Genomic DNA, 16,290 nt, shown 5'->3' with positions numbered 1-16,290 from the left:
CGGGTACCGGAACCTCACCGCCCTTCCTGGCGGACCGTCAGCCCTCGCTCGCCCGGGCCCGGTCGTCCGCCGGCACCAGCCGCACCCGCAGCTGCTCCGGCCCGCGGGTGAAAACCCCCGCGTCGGTGGGCGGCGTACCGTCCGCGAAGTCCATCGCGGGGAACGCGTCGAGCAGCTGATTGACGGCGATCTCCACCTCGGCCCTGGCCAGGAGCGCACCCACGCAGAAGTGCCGGCCGAGGCCGAAGGCGACGTGCTGGGCGGCGGCGCTGAAGGCGGTGGTGGGCGTCAGATCGTCGCGGAGGACATGGAAGGTGTCCGGCGCGGTGTAGTGGCGCTCATCGCGGTTCGCGGAGCCGATCAGACAGGTGACGGTGGCGCCCGCGGGGATGGTGCCACCGCTGAGGGATACTTCGGCGGCGGTCTGACGCATGATCATCTGCACCGGTGGTGTGAAGCGCAGCGTTTCGGCGAAGGCCGCGGGGATCAGCGACCGGTCGGCGCGTACGGCGGCCAACTGGTCCGGGTGGCACAGCAGATTGCGGAACAGCGCGGCCAGGGCCTTGTCCGTGGTCTCGCCGCCGGCCGAGAGCAACAGGCTGACGAACGCCGTGATGTCCTGGTCGTTCATCCTGGTGCCCTCGACCTCGGCGGTGCAGAGCATGGAGAGCAGATCGTCGCCGGGGGCGGACCGCCGTTCGTGGATGACCGGGAGGAGGTAGTCGGCGAGCTCCCGGCCGGCGCGCAGGCCGGCCTCCGCGATCTCGGGGTCCTGGGCCAGATTGGCCAGGAAGCCGACGACGGAGCCGTACCAGTCGTGGATGCGGTCGTGGTCGGCCCGGTCCAGCCCCAGCATGTCGACGATGACGTTGATGGGGAAGCGGGTCGCGAACCGCGCCACGAGATCGGTCTCCGCCGCGTCGCGGAAGGTGTCGATCAGCTCCCGTGCATTGCGCTCGATGACCGGCAGAAACTTCTCCCGCAGCTCCCGGCCCCGGAAGGCGGGGGCCACCAGGGCCCGGCGTACGGCGTGCTCACGGCCGCTCATCTGGGGCAGCGTCCGGCCGCCGTGCGCCGGTTCGAGCTGCCATTCGTAGTTGTCGCCGGTGAACACCGGATCGCGGAAGGCCCGGGACACGTCCTCGTACCGCGAGAGCAGAAAACTGTCGGTGCCCGGGTCGTGAAAGACGGGGTAGTGCTCCCGCAGAACGCGGTACGCGGGGTAGGGGTCCGCCGCGAAGTGCGGTGACAGGATGTCGGGCGGCTGCGGGAGAGTGGTCACAACACGTCCTCGGCTTCTCTGAGCGGCGATCGGGCTCGGACGGTGGTGCACGGGGCCGGCGGTTGACGCTAGAGCACGGTCCGGTGCCCGTCCAGAGCGCACCGCCCGCCCGGCACCACCCGCACCGCCCGGATGCACGGCACCGCCGTTCGCCACTCGGTCGCCTTCAGTGGCGGCCGACGCCGTGAGCGACCTCTCCCCGCTCCGGGCCGCGCCAGCGCGGCGACCGGCCGAGTGCCGCCAGGATCTGCTCCAGCGTGTCCGCATCCTCGTCGGCGGTCAGCCCCGGCCGGAAGGCACTGCCCGGGGCGAGCCGGGAGTCGTCGTTGGGGACGGCGCGGGCTATCGGCAGGGCGGCCCGCAGGAGTTCCGGGGCCGGCGTGTACGCCAGGCCCAGGGTGCGGGCGACGTCCCAGCTGTGCACCACGTAGTCGATGAGGTGAAAGCCGATCGCGCGGGCGGCGCGGAAGGTCCGGCCGGCGCTGAATTCCGGGAGGGCGAACGCTTGGTCCGGGCCCTCCACGATCGCGAAGGCGGCAATGACTTTCCCTGCCGCGGCGGTGTACTCCCCTACGGGGTCCGTGCCGAGCGGCCGGACCGCCCAGTGCACCGACTCCCGCCCCTCTCCCCGCGCTGCCGCCGCGAAGCCGTGGTGCTGGGCGGTCATATGGGCGAGCAGATCGGCCAGCGTCCATGCCGAGCAGGGGGTCGGCCGGGACAGATCGCCAGAGGTCACCCGTTGGACCAGGGTCACGCTGTCCCGGACCGCCTGGGCGTGGAGCCGCCTGAGGTCGGCGAAGTCTGTGTGCGGTGCGGACGCACCCGCAGGATTCGTATGCATGTGCTTACGATCAGCTCAGGCACATGAATTGTCAACGGGTATTTTCGTGACCATGGCCGAGAACGCAGCCGACAAGGACGCCCCATCCGAAGGGCGGCCACCCCGTCCCGACCTGGCGGCGATGGTCGTGCCCTTGGGCCGTGCGCTGATGGCGGCCGAGCAGCCGGTCCTTGACGCACACGGTCTGACGATGTGGGCCTACGCGGTCCTGCTGCACCTCGACGAGACGCCGATCCGCACCCAAGCGGCGCTGGCCGAGGCCATCCGGGCGGACAAGACCCGCATCATCGCCGTCCTGGACGACCTGGAGCGCCGGGAGCTGATCCGGCGTCAGCCGGATCCGGCGGACCGCCGGGTGCGCCTGCTGTCCCTCACTGCGGAGGGCCGGCGGCTGCGGGACGCGACACAGGCCGCGATCCAGGAAGGCGAGGAACGACTGCTCGCCCAGCTTCCGCCCGCCGATCGCGCCGCCCTCCTGCGGGCGCTGCACACGCTCTACACATCGCCGGAGCTGACGGCGCGGAAGCCCGGCCGGGGGTCGTCCCGGACCTGACCCGCCGGGCGGGCGGCGCAGCGCGGCCCGCACATGCCGACGGTGCCGGCCGAACGGACTTGTGGGTCCGTTCGGCCGGCACCGGCCGGAAAAGCTCAGCGATCAGCGACGGCGGCCGTCGTCGCCGCCCCAGCCCCAGCCGCTGCGCTCGCAGCCCTCGCTGAAGACCGGCCCGACATGGTCGAGCACACCCGCGGAGAGCCAGCAGGACGCGTGGTGGCCGTGGCCGTGGTGGTGCTTGTAGTGGTGGTGGTGACGGTCCTTCTGCACCTTGCCCATGTTGCAGGCCAGGGCGGCGCTCGCACCGCCCATGACGATGGTGGTGGCCAGGGCGCTGGCTGCGATCGCGGCGCGGATGCGCATGTCTGCTCCTCGAGAGGATCAAAGGGGTATATCGACCTTTTCAGGATGCACCTTTACGGAATCTCCCAAAACCTGACACGTCGTGAATTGGGCGAGTTGGAGTAATTGATCAACCCGCCGCCCCTCCCTCCCGTGTACGGGTACCGCTGGCAACGGAGAGAAGGCAGCGCCCCCGCCGGCGATCCCGGCGGGGGCGTCGTACACGAGAAGCCTGAACAGACAGAACTGCTGAGAGGGCACGCGATGGTTCGTCAGGCCCCTTCCGCCGCCTGGTCGGACAGTCGGCGTACGGGGCGGGTGCCCGTGCGCAGGCCCAGCGTCACCAGTGCCACGGCCACGGCGAGGAAGCCGGAGAGTACGGCGAAGCCGGTCACGCTGGAGCCGGTGGCGTCGGTCAGCCAGCCGACCAGATACGGGCCGGCGAAGCCGCCGAGATTGCCCAGGGCGTTGATCAGGCCCATGGCGACGGCCACCACCTCGAAGCGCAGCAACTGGCCGGGGATCGCCCAGAACGGGCCGTACGGCGCGTAGACCGCCGCGGCCGTCACACACAACAGCAGCATCCGCGGCAGGGCGCCGTCCACGGCCTGCCCCAGCAGCAGGGCCACGATGCCCACGACGAGCGGGACGGCCACCGCCTGGCGGCGTTTGCCGGTGCGGTCGGACCAGGCGGCGTTGGCGATCATCACGCCGAGGGCGACGGTGAACGGGATCGCGGTGAGCAGCCCGACCTCGGTGGACGAGCCGTTGTGGGTCAGCTCCTTGATGACCGAGGGCAGCCACAGATTGAAGCCGTAGAAGCCGGTGATCCAGAAGAAGTAGACGCCGATGAGGACGAGTACGGACTTCTGCCTGACCGCGTCGAGGTACGAGCCGCTGCCCGCCGGTGGTTTCGCGGCCTCGTCGGCGGCGATCGAGCGCTCCACGTGGTCGGCCTCGGCGCGGGAGATCCACCGGGCCTGCGCCGGCCGGTCGGCGACCGCGAACCACCAGACCACCGCCCACACCAGAGGCGGCACCCCCTGGAGCACCAGCACCCAGCGCCAGCTCGCATGGTCGAGCATCCACCCCGACAGCGGCGCCATGAGCACCGAGGAGAGCGGCAGGCAGGCCATCCACAGGGCGTTGGCACGGGCCCGTTCGCGCAGCGGGAACCACGAGGCGAGCAGGATGAGTACGGCCGGCCAGACACCGCCTTCGAAGAAGCCGAGCACGAAACGGGCCGCGTAGAACTGCGACTTGGTCTGCACGAGACCGGACAGCGAGGCGGCCAGCCCCCACGCCACCATGAGGATGACGACGGTTTTCCGGGCACTCCAGCGCTGGGCGAGGATCGCGGCCGGGATCTGGAGGAAGACATAGCCGACGAAGAAGACGCCGCCGACCAGGCCCTTGTCGGCGTTGGACAGCTCCAGATCGCCGTGCATGTAGGGGAGGATGACGGAGACATTGTTCCGGTCGAGATACGCCAGCATGTACATGATCGCGGCGACCGGAATGACGTATGCCCAGCGCTTGGCGGGGGTCGCGGGGGAGGACGGCTGCGGGATCGGGCGGGCTTGCGTCACCGGGCGGCCGCCGTTCCGTATGCGGCCCGGATCCGGTCGGTGCAGCGGCTGAAGCCGGCGGCGGCGCGGAAGGCGGCGGCCATCGTGCCGTGCGAGGCGCGGCCGCTGCCCGCGATGTCGAAGGCGGTGCCGTGGTCGACGGAGGTCCGCAGGATCGGCAGCCCCACGGTGACGGACACGGTGCCGTCGAAGTCGACGGTTTTGGCGGGGATATGGCCCTGGTCGTGGAAGTGCGACAGCACGCCGTCGAAGCGCCCTTCGAGGCCCTGGTGGAAGACCGAGTCGGCGGGGATCGGTCCTACGACGCCGAGCCCCTCGGCGGCTGCTTTCTCCACCGCCGGGCGCAGGACGGTGATCTCCTCGTCGCCGAAGTGGCCGCCCTCGCCACCGTGCGGATTGATCGCGGCGACGGCGAGCCGGGGCTCGTCATGGCCGAAGACGCGCAGTGCGGTGGTGGCGTGCCGGATGCTCGACGCGACCCGCTCCTCGGTGATCTGGTCGAGGGCCTTGCGCAGGGCGAGATGGCGGGTGGTGAAGAAGATCTTGAGGCCACGGACCACGAACATGGTGTCGAAGTGGGCGGCACCGGTGAGTTCGCCGAGCATCTCGGTGTGGCCGAGGTGCTCCGAACCGGCCGCCCAGATGGCCTCCTTGTTGATCGGCGAGGTGACGATGCCGTCCACCTCACCGGCCAGCGCGGCGCGGGTCGCGGCCTCGATCGCGGCCACGGCGGAGCGGCCCGCCACCGCGTCGACGGTGCCCCAGGGCAGGTCGGCGGGGGCGATCCCGAGGTCGAGCACATCGATGGTGCCGGGCTCGAACCGTGCCTCGCCGGGCGCGCCGACGGCGTTGACCTCGACGTCCAGACCGCAGACGGCGATGGCGCGGCGCAGTACGGCGGCGTCACCGACGGCGAGTCCGCGGCCGAGTGCGGTGGTCGCGGGGTCGGCGAGGGTGCGCGCGGTGATCTCGGGGCCGATGCCGACGGGGTCGCCGAAGGTGACGGCCAGGAGCGGCAGCGGGCCGTCGGCATCCGGACGGTGACGGTCCGCCCGGGGGCCGGTCGCGGGCTGAGGGTCGGTCATGGGATCGCCTTTCGGGGTGCGGTGTTCACTTCGCGCTGAACGTGGGGCCGGGGGTGTGCCGGGCGCAGGCCGCGCGCAGGCCGCGCGCAGGTGTTCCAGGCAGTCGCGGGCGGCGTCGGGGCCGCCGATCAGGCCGCCCTTCGTGGCGAAGAGCAGTCCGTCGTGGGGGCCGCCCACCAGGTGTCCGGCGATGGCGAGCGGGAGCACCTCGGTCTCGATGGCGAAACCGTCGGCGCCCAGTGCGGAGGTGACCGCCGCGGCGACGTCGCCGCCGGAGGCGTACAGCCCGCCGGGGCGCAACTCGACGACCGCACGGTGGGCGACCTCGGCCAGCGCGCGCAGGAGGCGGGCCGCGGTCCGGGGATCTTGTACGGGGGCGGAACCCGCGGCGGTCGGCGGTTCGGAGGCGACCCGGACGCCGAGCACCGTGGCGCCCTCCCCCGCCGCCGCGCGCAGTGCCGTCAGCACCCGGTCGGGGTCCGGGGCGGCGGGATCGAGGTCCGCCCAGCGGGCACCGAGCGCGGTTTCCGTGCGGGCGAGCTGGGTGCGGGTGCGGTCCGTGACGCTGCCGACGACCGCCAGGACGGTGGCGGGGGCGCCGCCTTCGGTCCGCAGGCCCATCTCGGCGGCGAGGGCGGCGCCGAACGGTCCGGAGTCCAGCGCGACCCAGCGGATACGGTCCTCGGCGGCAAGGCGGGCCGCGGCGGTCGCGACGGTGCGCAGATGTGCGTTCTCGGTGGCGTCGCAGACCACGATGTCGGCCGGGCTCTCGCGCAATGCCGCGGCCACCGCGCCGGGGCCCCGTTCCACCACGTCCAGGGCCAGTTCGGCCGTGCTGCGCCCGCTCTGGGCGCCCAGTACGGACGCGACCCGGGCATGCCGGACCGGGTCGAACGGGTCGTGGGCCACGGCCGTACGGGTCAGCGGTACGCCGTCGACGAGATGCAGACCGCCCACCGTGGTCCGGCCGGCGTCGGGGAAGGCGGGGACGGCCAGGGTCCGGATCCGGGCCGCGGGCTCACGGGCGGCGAGGGCATCCACCACCGCGTCGAGTTCGCTGCCGGGATTGCCGCGCAGGGTGGTGTCGACGCGCTTGACGATCAGCGGCGCCGGACCCGCGGTTTCGGCGGCGGCCCGGACGGCCGCGTAGGCGCGGGCGGGGCTCCAGTGGCGCGAGGCGGTGTTGACGATGAGGACGTCCACCCGGTCCGCATAGTGCGTGACGCGGTCGAGGTCGCCGACGGTGACGGCCCGCAGGCCCTGTCGCGCATAGAGCGCACCGGTCGCATTGCTGCCGGTGAGGTCGTCTCCGATGACGAGCACCTGGGCCACCCGGTCTCCTCCCGTCGGCTCCGGTGTCGCCACCGACCCCGAAGTGACCGAACCACGCATTTTTTGTTGCGCGGTTCATGCAATTCAGAGTGGCGACTCGCCGAACGGGCTGTCAAGAGGTGTGCAGCGGGGCGCCCCCGGCGCCGTCCGCGGGGCTCACCGCGGACGGGTGCACCGACCATCCCGCGTCCGTGAACGCGGCCAGCTCCCGCTCCCCGCCCCCGGAGATCAGGCCGGTCCCCGCCGGCATCGGCGCCCAGTAGGGGAAGCCCCCTCCCCCGCCGAGCTTGGAGTGGTCGGCGAGCACCCAGGCGGCCCGGGCGCACCCGGCCATCGTCTCCTTCAGCGCGGCCTGCTCCGGGTCCGGGCAGTTGATGCCCCGCCCGGGGTCGAGACCGTCGACACCGAGGAAGGCGATGTCCGGCGTGAGCCGGCGCAGCGCCTGTTCGGTCCGGGTGCCCAGCAGCGACTCGTTGGGACGCCGCAGCCGGCCGCCGAGCACCACGACCTCCACCTCCGCGTCCGCCAGCTCGACCAGGGTGGACAGGCCGTTGGTGACGACGGTGAGGTCGCCGCGGTCCCGCAGTTCATGCGCCAGCCGGGCGACGGTGGTGCCCGCGTCGAGGAGGACGACATCGCCGCTGCGGACCAGCGCTGCCGCGGCGCGGGCGATGGCGTCCTTCTCGCCGCGCTGCTCGTGCTCCTTGTCGTGCCAGGACCGCTCGGCGGCCCGGTGATCGACCGCGCCGCCGTACGTGCGCGTGATCCGGCCGAGGGCGGCCAGTGTCGCCAGGTCGCGGCGGACGGTGGACAGTGAGACATCGAACTCCGCCGCGAGATCGTGCACGCTGATGTCGCCGGCGCCCAGCAGCTCCACCATCCGCTCGCGCCGTCGCCGGGTGGCCGAGCGTTCCCCACTGGTCACGTCACTGCCCGCCTCTGCCTGCCGTCGCTACCGGCGTCCCGAAGGACCTCTCAAGTTGCGTGTTTCGCGCAATTCGAGAGTAGCAGCCGCGCAGGCAGCGGCGGGCGCCACCTCAGGGGCTGGGCGGTCAGGCGAGAACCTTCGCCTTGGCCTTCTGGTACTCCTCCTCGGTGATGTCGCCGTGGTTCTTGAGCTCGGCGAGCTTCGCCAGGGAATCCGCATGCCGGCTCGCCTCGTCGTCACCGGTCGCCATGGTCTTCCGCAGATAGTCCTGCATCTGCTTCTGCTGCCGTTCGGCCTGGGCGATCTCCCGGTCGCTCATCCCGTGACCGCGGGCGATCACATAGACGAAGACGCCCAGGAAGGGCAGCAGGATCACCAGGACGAGCCAGCCGGTCTTGCCCCACCCCTTGAGGTCCTGGCTGCGGAAGATGTCACCGATGATGCGGAACAGCAGGATCAGCCACATAACCCACAAAAAGATCAGGCACATGGTCCAGAACGCGTTGAGCAGCGGGTAGTCCATCACGGCCTCCTATGGCGCTGGGAGCCCCCGAGCTCATCCATTCCGTCAGCTCAAGGATCCTCGCCGTCGGCCTCGACCGCGACCACATCCAGGCCGGTGAGGGCCTGTTCCGTCCAAATGACCTTGCCGCTGGTCGTGTAACGGGTCCCCCACCGTTCGGCCAATTGGGCGACGAGGAAGAGCCCGCGGCCGCCCTCGTCCGTGGTGGCGGCCTGCCGCAGATGCGGTGAGGTGCTGCTGCGGTCGGAGACCTCGCAGATCAGGGAGGTGTCCCGGATCAGGCGTACGCGGATGGGCCCGGCGGCGTACCGGATGGAGTTGGTGACCAGCTCGCTGAGGATCAGCTCGGCGGTGAACGCCTCCTCCGCCAGGCCCCACTCGATCAGCTTGCGGACCGCCGCGGCCCGTATCTGGCCCACCGCCGAGGGGTCGGGCGGCACGTCCCAGTCGGCGACATGCGCGGTGTCCAGCACCCGGGTGCGGGCGACGAGCAGCGCGATGTCGTCGCTGGGCCGGTCCGGGAGCAGCGCACCGAGCGCGGCCTCGCAGGTCTCGTCCGGTGTCCGGCCGGGGTGATCGGCCAGTGTGCGGCTCAGCAGCGCCATGCCCTCGTCGAGGTCCCGGTTCCGGTCCTCGACGAGGCCGTCGGTGAAGAGCACCAGACGGCTCTCCTCGGGCAGTTGCCGCTGCCAGGTCTCGAAGGGCAGACCGCCGAGCCCGAGCGGCGGGCCGCCTGGCACGTCGGCGACCTCGGCGGTGCCGTCAGGACGCAGCAGGACGGGCTGGACGTGCCCGGCGCGGGCCATGGTGCAGTGCCCGGACGCCGGGTCGTAGATGGCGTAGAGGCAGGTGGCCCCGGTGATCGAGCCCTCGGCCTCCTCGGCGCCCTCGTCCTGGTCGATGCGGGTGACGAGCTCGTCGAGGTGCCAGAGGATCTCGTCGGGCGGCAGGTCCAGGTTGGCGAAGTTGTGGACGGCGGTGCGCAGCCGGCCCATGGTGGCGGCGGCATGCAGTCCGTGGCCCACGACATCGCCGACGACGAGTGCCACCCGGGCGCCGGGCAGCGGGATGATGTCGAACCAGTCACCGCCGACGCCGCCGAGTCCGCCGCGGCCGGCCTGCGCGGGCAGATAGCGGTAGGCCGCCTCGACGGCGTTCTGTTCCGGCAGGGCGCGGGGCAGCAGGCTGCGCTGGAGGGTGACCGCCATGGTGTGCTCGCGGGTGTAGCGGCGGGCGTTGTCGATGCTCACCGCGGCGCGGGCGACCAGCTCCTCGGCGACCGAGAGATCCTCTTCCTCGAAGGGCTCGGGCTCGTTCGAGCGCCAGAAGATGGCCACGCCCAGGATGACGCCGCGGGCGCGCAGCGGCACCGAGATCCTGGAATGGATACCGTGCTGGACGATCTTCCTGGCGCGTTCGGGGCTCTGAAGATGCCAGCCGGCGAACGCCGAGAGATCCGCTTCCAGGGCCGCTTTGCCGGTGGTGAGGCCGGCGCCGAGGGCGGTGGCCGGCTCGAAGCGGATCAGCCTGCCGACGGGGTAGAGGCCGCTGTCCGGCGGGGCGCCTCTGGACGCTATCCGCCGCATCTCGACGGTCGCGCCGCCGGGCGACGTGGGTTCCTCTCCGATCAGCACGTCCTCGGCCAGGTCGACCGTGACGATATCGGCGAAGCGGGTGGCGCCGAACTGTGCGAGCTCCTCGCAGGTGTGCACCACGTCCAGAGTGGTGCCGATCTCGGTACCGGCGTCGTAGAGGAGCTTCAGACGGCCGCGGGCCACATCGGCGCGGCCGGTCAGCGCACGGAGCTCGGTGGTGTCGCGCAGCGTCGTGACGCTGCCGGGCGGCCCGCCGGCCTGGTCCGTCGAGCGCTGGTTGACGGCCAGCAGCCGGTCGCCGACCGGGTGGACCTCGTCGGTGACGACCCGGCCCGAGGCCAGCAGGTGGGCGGTGGCGGGGTCGAGCCCGAGATCGGCGACCTGGCGTCCTTCGACGTCCGGTGACAGGCCGAGCAGCCGGCGCGCCTCGTCGTTGGCGAGCAGCAGACAGCCGTCGCCGCCCACGATGATCACGCCTTCGCGTACGGCGTGCAGCACCGCGTCGTGGTGCTCATACATCCGGGTCATCTCGGCCGGGCCGAGGCCGTGGGTCTGACGCCGCAGTCGCCTGCTGACCAGCGCGGTGCCGCCGGTGGTCAGCGCGAGGACGCCGGCCGCGGCGCCGAACAGCAGCGGAAACTGGTCATCGACGACACCGCTCACGCGGTTGACGGTGATCCCGGCCGAGACCAGCCCGATGACCTTTCCCTTGTCCGGGCCGCTGTGGCTGAAGACCGGCACCACGGCCTGGACGAGCGGCCCGATGGTGCCGGTGATCTTCTCGGTGACCACCCCGCCGGCCAGCGCCGGTTGCAGTGTGCCGACGAACTTCTTGCCGATCCGGTTGGCGATGGGGTGGGTGTAGCGGATGCCCTGGGTGTTCATCACGACGATGAAGTCGACCTCGGAGCGCTTGCGGGCGGCCTCCGCCCGCGGCTGGAGCACGGTGGTCGGGTGGGCGCTCTTCAGCGCCGCCTCGATGCCGGGCGCGTTCGCGAAGGCCTCTGCGACGGCCACGGACCGGTTGCGGGCTTCACGGTCTCCGTCGGCCCGGGATTGCAGCACCAGTGCTGCGATGGCGGCGGCGACGAGCAACACCACGATCGCCACCTGCAGGAGAAAGACCTGACCTGCGACAGTTCGCATCCTGAGAACCGAACGCGGGCGGCCGTAGCGTCCGGCCATGTCCTCTTTCTACACCTCCCGCATACGGTGGGCGAGCCGCGCGATGCGGAGCGCAGCAGCCACCAGGGCATGTCCGCGAGGTCCCGTCCCGCCGGGTGGCCTCACGGCTTTTCCGAGGATGATCCCGTGATCCGTGGCGGGGCGCCAGAGGGCGGGAAGACCCCCGGGTAGGTTTTCCTGCTGCACACATGCGAACCTCTCCGACTAAGGGGACATACCCGGCCGCGGCCGGGCGCCACCACATCGGGAACAAATCGCCCAAGGCACCGGGGGTTCATGTAACTCTTGCCACAGGCCCGGCCGCTTGCCTGATCGGGCTCTGCCGGTCGGGTGAGCTCAGCGCCGGCGCAACATGCCTGGTCAGCATGGTTCACCAGGAACCCGGTGGCGGCCCGAGGACGGACCCGGGGGCACCCTTGCTCGCGCACTCGCCGTCGGGACGGTATGAGACGTTCGTGGGCATGCATGTTCCCGAGGAGATCCGAGCCGAGGCGGCCGCACTCATCGACCACCACGCGCTCGGACTGTGGAAGCCGAACGATGCCGACCGGCGTGCCGCCGTGGCGTTGTTCCACTTCCTCGAAACCGGTCTGCCGCTCACGAGCGAGCAGATCCGGTCCGCCCTTGCGCACACGGAACCGGCTGCCGACCTGACCGGGCGCCTGCTGGACCTGCTGCGGGGAACCGCCGGGCTGCTCGATGACGCCCCGGTGGCCGAGAGCCCCGCCGGGCGGGACGCCGTCGACCACGTATGCCTCCTCCTGGACGCGCTGGCGCTCTCCCGGCTCACCGGGCGGTAACAAGAAGGCCCGCCCGGGCACGAAGCTCCGGGCGGGCGGTTCTGCGGCTTCTACGTCCTATACGGGCAGCGAGGCGGGCTTCTCGGGCGGGGCCTGCTCATCCTCGGGTACCGAGATCACCCAGTGCGTCTCCTGGCGCGGGCGGAGATAGCACGCCCAGTACAGCGCGGCGGCGGCCACGATGCCGCCGGTGATCACCAGGCTCTTGACGCTCTGCTGGCAGAGCACCCACGCCAGCACCATGACCAGCAGCGCCGGAACCGCCGGCCACAGCGGCATCCGCCAGGCCGCCCGGTGCTTGTGCTTACCCCGGCGCGAGACCAGGGCTCCCAGGGCGACGAAGACATACATCGCGGCGACGGCGACACCGGTGACCTCGCTCAGGGTGTCGAGGTTGACGAAGCACAGCGCCGCGCCGGGGACGCCCACCGCGAGGGTGGCCGCCCAGGGGGAGCCGAAGCGCCGGCCCACATGCGAGAAGACGCGGTTGACGGCGGCCGGCCAGGCCGCGTCGCGCGCCGAGGAGAAGACCACGCGGGAGTTCTGGATCACCATCACGATCGCCGCGTTGATGATCGCCAGGGCGATGCAGAGGCTGACGAAGGTGCCGATGCCCGAGTTGCTCCAGTCCTGCACCATGCCGGCGACGTCACCGGCGCCGAGGGTCTTCAGGTCGGGGGCGCCGAGGGTGATCGCGACCACCGGGATCAGGACGACGGCCACGCCGATGCCGAGCGTCCACAGCACGGTGCGGGAGACATTGCGACGCGGGTTGTCCATCTCTTCGGCGAGGTACACGGCCGTGGAGAAGCCCTGGAGGATGAAGAGCGCGGTGGCCAGCCCGGTCACGATGAGCCCGGCGGTGACGGCGGTGCTGTGGCCGCCGCCGGCATCGATCACGGGGTGCACGAGGACGGACGCGGAGCGCTGGGTGTGGGTGAAGCCCAGGAAGGCGACGACCGCACAGGCCACGACCTCCAGCACCAGGAAGATGCCGGTGATCCAGGCGTTGGCGCGCAGGTCGAGCAGGCCCATCGCGGTGGCCAGCAGCATCACGGCTGCGGCGGTGTACTGCGGATCCAGGTGCACGATCGGCGCCAGATAGTCGGCGGTGCCCAGGGCGATGATGGGCGGCACGATCATGACGACGATCAGCGAAAGCACGAAAACCAGCCACCCGGCGAGGCGGCCCATGAGCGTGCCGACCATGGCGTACTCGCCGCCCGAGCTCGGGATCAGCGTGCCGAGTTCGGAGTAGGTGAAGGCCACTCCGATACACAGCAGGGCCGCGACGGCGATGGTCAGTGCGGTGCCCGTGCCCAGGCCGGCGAAGGAGTCCGGCACGATCACGAAGAGCGAGGACGCCGGGGTCAGACAGGACAGCGTGAGCAGGGTGCCGCCGACGACACCGATCGACCGGGTGAGTTTGGGGCCGGTGGAGGTGTCACCCTCGGTCGCGCTACGGGTGTCCCGCTCGGGTGCTGCGGGGGCAACAGGCGTGTAGGGCATATCGGTATCCGTATCCCATCGGTGCTGGCGGCATGAGGGGTGGCACTTCGGGGGACGAGCGCCGCAAAACGGTGCGGACCCGGATTCCCACAGGCCCCGCTTTGGTGACCGAATACAACCCCTGCCGACGACTCACGTCAAGGTCTCGTTAAGGCCCGCGGACAACGAAATCCGTAGCTAGAGGGGACTCCCGGAACGCTTATCCATGATCCATCATGGAATTCAAGCGGATTTCGCGGCCGGACGGAGGGTGCGGATTCCCGCGGGCCGCCGCCGGATCCGTTGCCGGTCTCGCGGCCCGGCGGCCGGTCCGGCCGGCCCCGCGCCGCCCGTCCGCCCCGTCAGTCCTTGTGCGTATGCGGGCGGGCGATGAGCAGCGCGACATCGTCGTGGTCGTGCTCATCGCGCAGGGAGCGCAGGAGGCGATCGCACAAGCCCTCCAGATCCTGCTGGGGCTCGGCCAGCAGCTCCAGCAGGGTGTCCAGGCGGGCGTCGATGGGCTGGTCCCGGGTCTCGATCAACCCATCGGTGTAGAGCACCAGTTGGTCGCCCTCGCGCAGCGCCACCGTGGTCTGCTCGAAGGGGACGCCACCGACCCCGAGCGGCGCCCCGGTGGGCAGATCGAGCAACTCGGGCGCCCGGTCCGGCCGTACGACGACGGGGGGCAGATGCCCGGCGACGGCGATCCGGCACTCCATGCGGTGCGGGTCGTACACGGCGTACAGGCAGGTGGCGAAGGCCGGGTCGAGGCCGACGGCGATGTGGTCGAGATGGCGGAGCACTTCGGCGGGGTCGAGGTCGAGGTCGGCCAGGGCGCGGGCGGTGGTGCGCAGCTGGCCCATGGTGGCGGCGGCGTTGATGCCGCTGCCCATCACGTCCCCGACCACCAGCGCGGTCTTGTCGCCGGCCACCGGGATGGCGTCGAACCAGTCGCCGCCGACCTCGCTGGCCGCCTGGGCGGGCTGGTAGCGGTAGGCGATCTCCATCGCCGTGGGCTGCGGCGGCCGGTGGTTCATCAGATGGCGCTGGAGGGTGAGCGCGGTGCGGCGTTCGCTCTGGTACGAACGGGCGTTGTCGATGCACACCGCCGCCCGGGCGGCCAGTTCGACGGCGAGCACCGCATCGTCCTCGTCGAACGGCTCCGGGTTGCGGACGCGGTACAGCGACAGCGCGCCGAGGACCTCACCGCGGGCGATCAGCGGCACGGCGAGGTAGGAGTGCAGTCCGGCCTTGCCGAGGAGCGCGGCGCCCTGCGGGTCGGCGGCGATGTGCGGCAGGTCGCCCTCGCTGACCTGGGGGACGAGCACCGGACGGGCCTCGGTCACACAGCGGGTGATCAGCCGGTCGGCCTCGTAGGAGGCGATCTGGCCGGTGGGGTCGGCGGCCCGGACGGCTTCGGTGGAGTAGGCCGCCGCTACGGCGAGCGCCCGGAAGCGGGCCGGGCCGCCACGGGAGAGCGAGGTCGGGCGCCGGCCGTTCAGTACGGCGTCGAGGACATCGACCGCGGCCAGGTCCGCCAGCTCGGGCACGATGACGTCGGCGAGTTCGTGCGCGGTCTGGTCGACATCGAGGGTGGTGCCGACGGTGGCGGAGGCGTCGGCGATGACGGCCAGCCGCCGGCGGGCGCGGGCCGCCTCGGTGGCGGACCGGTGCTGCTCGGTGACGTCCACGACGGAGGTGGCCAGCCCCAGCACCCGGCCGTGGGCATCCTCCAGCCGGTAGTACGACACCGACCAGGCCCGCTCGGCGTGCGGGTCGGCGGCGGTGCGGCCGACGGTGTACTGGTCGAGCAGTGGCGTGCCGGTGTCGAGGACCGCGCGCATGCTGGACACGATGGTGTCGGTGTCCAGGAACGACAGCGTCTCCCGGACATCGTGGCCGATGTGCTGGTCGGCGGGCAGATCGTTGATGCGCTCCAGCGCCGGGTTGACCATCACGAAGCGGAGCGAGGTGTCCAGGACAGCCAGGCCGATCGGCGACTGGGCCACCAGGCGGACGGACAGCGCCAGGTCCCGCTCGACCCGCCGCAGCACGGCCTGATCGGTGGCGATGCCCAGGGCGTAGGACTCACCGCGCTCGTCCAGCAGCCGCATATTGCGGAATTCCACCAGGCGGGTGCTGCCGTCCTTGTGCTGGACGGGGAAGACGCCGGCCCAGCTCTCGCCGCCCGCCATGACCTGGGAGAACAGGCCCAGGACCAGATCGAAGTGCTCCGGTCCGACCAGCAGCTGCGCGGCGGACCGGCCGAGCGCTTCCTCCGCGGTCCAGCCGAACAGCGACTCGGCCTGCGGGCTCCAGAGGGTTATCCGTCCGTCCGCGTCCAGCATCACCGCGGCGACGCCCAGCACGTCCAGCAGGCCGCCGGGTTGCCCGGGTGTGGCCCCCACCTGGGCAGCACCTTCGGGGAACGCGTCGGTCGCACCCATCCAGGCACTCCTTCCATCGGTCATCGCAGACCGACAGCCGTGGCGCTCTCCGTACATCGGCCGGTTCTCGCTGTGCTTCCGTTGCTCCCCATCATCCCTCGACACGGGACGGACCCGCAGGGAGAGCGAGATCCGCAGGGTGTCCGCGCCCCGTGCGCGAGGGAGCATTATCCGACGCGGGTTCCCAGGTCGGCGACCACGTTGACGATATTCGGGGCGATGATTCCGGACGGGTTCCGAGGGGGCAGCCGGGACGGTGACCGTCCGTCGTGCGGCCGACCGCAGTCAGTGATCACCGGG

The 16,290-nt window shown here is 71.5% G+C and carries 12 protein-coding genes; 2 read left to right on the top strand and 10 right to left on the bottom strand.

Annotation, left to right across the window (positions count from 1 at the left end; genetic code table 11):
• Positions 1-37 precede the first annotated feature (37 nt).
• Together CP981_RS35790 and CP981_RS35785 are read right to left on the bottom strand one after the other, a co-directional pair.
• Positions 38-1,282, bottom strand: coding sequence for a cytochrome P450 (locus CP981_RS35790; RefSeq protein WP_085928709.1), 1,245 nt, complete (start codon positions 1,280-1,282; stop codon positions 38-40).
• A gap of 166 nt (positions 1,283-1,448) precedes the next feature.
• Positions 1,449-2,123, bottom strand: a complete 675-nt coding sequence (locus CP981_RS35785) for a TIGR03086 family metal-binding protein (RefSeq protein WP_085928708.1) — start codon at positions 2,121-2,123, stop codon at positions 1,449-1,451.
• A 52-nt stretch (positions 2,124-2,175) separates the two neighbouring features.
• On the opposite strand from CP981_RS35785, the gene CP981_RS35780 reads away from it, so the two are divergent.
• The gene (locus CP981_RS35780) at positions 2,176-2,676 is read left to right on the top strand and encodes a MarR family winged helix-turn-helix transcriptional regulator (protein ID WP_085928707.1); all 501 of its coding nucleotides are present in this window, start codon (positions 2,176-2,178) and stop codon (positions 2,674-2,676) included.
• A gap of 102 nt (positions 2,677-2,778) precedes the next feature.
• Here the strand turns inward: CP981_RS35780 and CP981_RS35775 are convergent, their stop codons facing one another.
• From CP981_RS35775 to CP981_RS35745, 6 genes are all read right to left on the bottom strand, one after another.
• Complete coding sequence (locus tag CP981_RS35775; RefSeq protein ID WP_085927601.1) at positions 2,779-3,039, bottom strand: hypothetical protein; 261 nt, start codon at positions 3,037-3,039, stop codon at positions 2,779-2,781.
• A gap of 251 nt (positions 3,040-3,290) precedes the next feature.
• Complete coding sequence (locus tag CP981_RS35770; RefSeq protein WP_085927600.1) at positions 3,291-4,607, bottom strand: MFS transporter; 1,317 nt, start codon at positions 4,605-4,607, stop codon at positions 3,291-3,293.
• On the bottom strand, positions 4,604-7,024 hold the full coding sequence (gene pdxA / locus CP981_RS39035; RefSeq protein ID WP_244329946.1) for a 4-hydroxythreonine-4-phosphate dehydrogenase PdxA: 2,421 nt from the start codon (positions 7,022-7,024) through the stop codon (positions 4,604-4,606). The genes CP981_RS35770 and pdxA overlap by 4 nt, the downstream gene beginning before the upstream one ends.
• Positions 7,025-7,136: 112 nt before the next feature.
• A complete protein-coding gene (locus CP981_RS35755) occupies positions 7,137-7,949 on the bottom strand; it encodes a DeoR/GlpR family DNA-binding transcription regulator (RefSeq protein ID WP_167536186.1) in 813 nt (270 codons plus the stop codon).
• A gap of 127 nt (positions 7,950-8,076) precedes the next feature.
• Positions 8,077-8,475 carry an SHOCT domain-containing protein gene (locus CP981_RS35750; RefSeq protein ID WP_085927598.1) on the bottom strand — a complete coding sequence of 133 codons (399 nt, stop codon included), beginning with the start codon at positions 8,473-8,475 and terminating at the stop codon, positions 8,077-8,079.
• Between the two features lie 50 nt (positions 8,476-8,525).
• The gene (locus CP981_RS35745; RefSeq protein ID WP_085927597.1) at positions 8,526-11,255 is read right to left on the bottom strand and encodes a SpoIIE family protein phosphatase; all 2,730 of its coding nucleotides are present in this window, start codon (positions 11,253-11,255) and stop codon (positions 8,526-8,528) included.
• A 461-nt stretch (positions 11,256-11,716) separates the two neighbouring features.
• Here CP981_RS35745 and CP981_RS35740 point away from each other — a divergent pair, with 461 nt between their 5' ends.
• A complete protein-coding gene (locus CP981_RS35740; protein WP_085927607.1) occupies positions 11,717-12,055 on the top strand; it encodes a hypothetical protein in 339 nt (112 codons plus the stop codon).
• A 57-nt stretch (positions 12,056-12,112) separates the two neighbouring features.
• Here CP981_RS35740 and CP981_RS35735 read toward each other — a convergent pair whose 3' ends face one another.
• Both CP981_RS35735 and CP981_RS35730 read right to left on the bottom strand, forming a co-directional pair.
• Positions 12,113-13,564, bottom strand: coding sequence for an APC family permease (locus CP981_RS35735; protein ID WP_244329945.1), 1,452 nt, complete (start codon positions 13,562-13,564; stop codon positions 12,113-12,115).
• Between the two features lie 341 nt (positions 13,565-13,905).
• Positions 13,906-15,990 (bottom strand): SpoIIE family protein phosphatase, encoded by a 2,085-nt coding sequence (locus CP981_RS35730; RefSeq protein WP_085927596.1) that lies wholly within the window; start codon positions 15,988-15,990, stop codon positions 13,906-13,908.
• Positions 15,991-16,290 lie beyond the last annotated feature (300 nt).

This window comes from Streptomyces platensis, from assembly GCF_008704855.1.
Taxonomy (GTDB): domain Bacteria; phylum Actinomycetota; class Actinomycetes; order Streptomycetales; family Streptomycetaceae; genus Streptomyces; species Streptomyces platensis.
The sequence above is the reverse complement of the archived record's forward strand: the minus strand, read 5'-3'. Positions and strand labels throughout refer to the sequence as shown.

Coding starts and splice junctions, on each gene's coding strand:
- CP981_RS35750 (WP_085927598.1), bottom strand. CDS start 8,475: ATGGACTACCCGCTGCTCAACGCGTTCTGGACCATGTGCCTGATCTTT.
- CP981_RS35745 (WP_085927597.1), bottom strand. CDS start 11,255: ATGGCCGGACGCTACGGCCGCCCGCGTTCGGTTCTCAGGATGCGAACT.
- CP981_RS35775 (WP_085927601.1), bottom strand. CDS start 3,039: ATGCGCATCCGCGCCGCGATCGCAGCCAGCGCCCTGGCCACCACCATC.
- CP981_RS35740 (WP_085927607.1), top strand. CDS start 11,717: ATGCATGTTCCCGAGGAGATCCGAGCCGAGGCGGCCGCACTCATCGAC.
- CP981_RS35780 (WP_085928707.1), top strand. CDS start 2,176: ATGGCCGAGAACGCAGCCGACAAGGACGCCCCATCCGAAGGGCGGCCA.
- CP981_RS35730 (WP_085927596.1), bottom strand. CDS start 15,990: ATGGGTGCGACCGACGCGTTCCCCGAAGGTGCTGCCCAGGTGGGGGCC.
- CP981_RS35735 (WP_244329945.1), bottom strand. CDS start 13,564: ATGCCCTACACGCCTGTTGCCCCCGCAGCACCCGAGCGGGACACCCGT.
- CP981_RS35785 (WP_085928708.1), bottom strand. CDS start 2,123: ATGCATACGAATCCTGCGGGTGCGTCCGCACCGCACACAGACTTCGCC.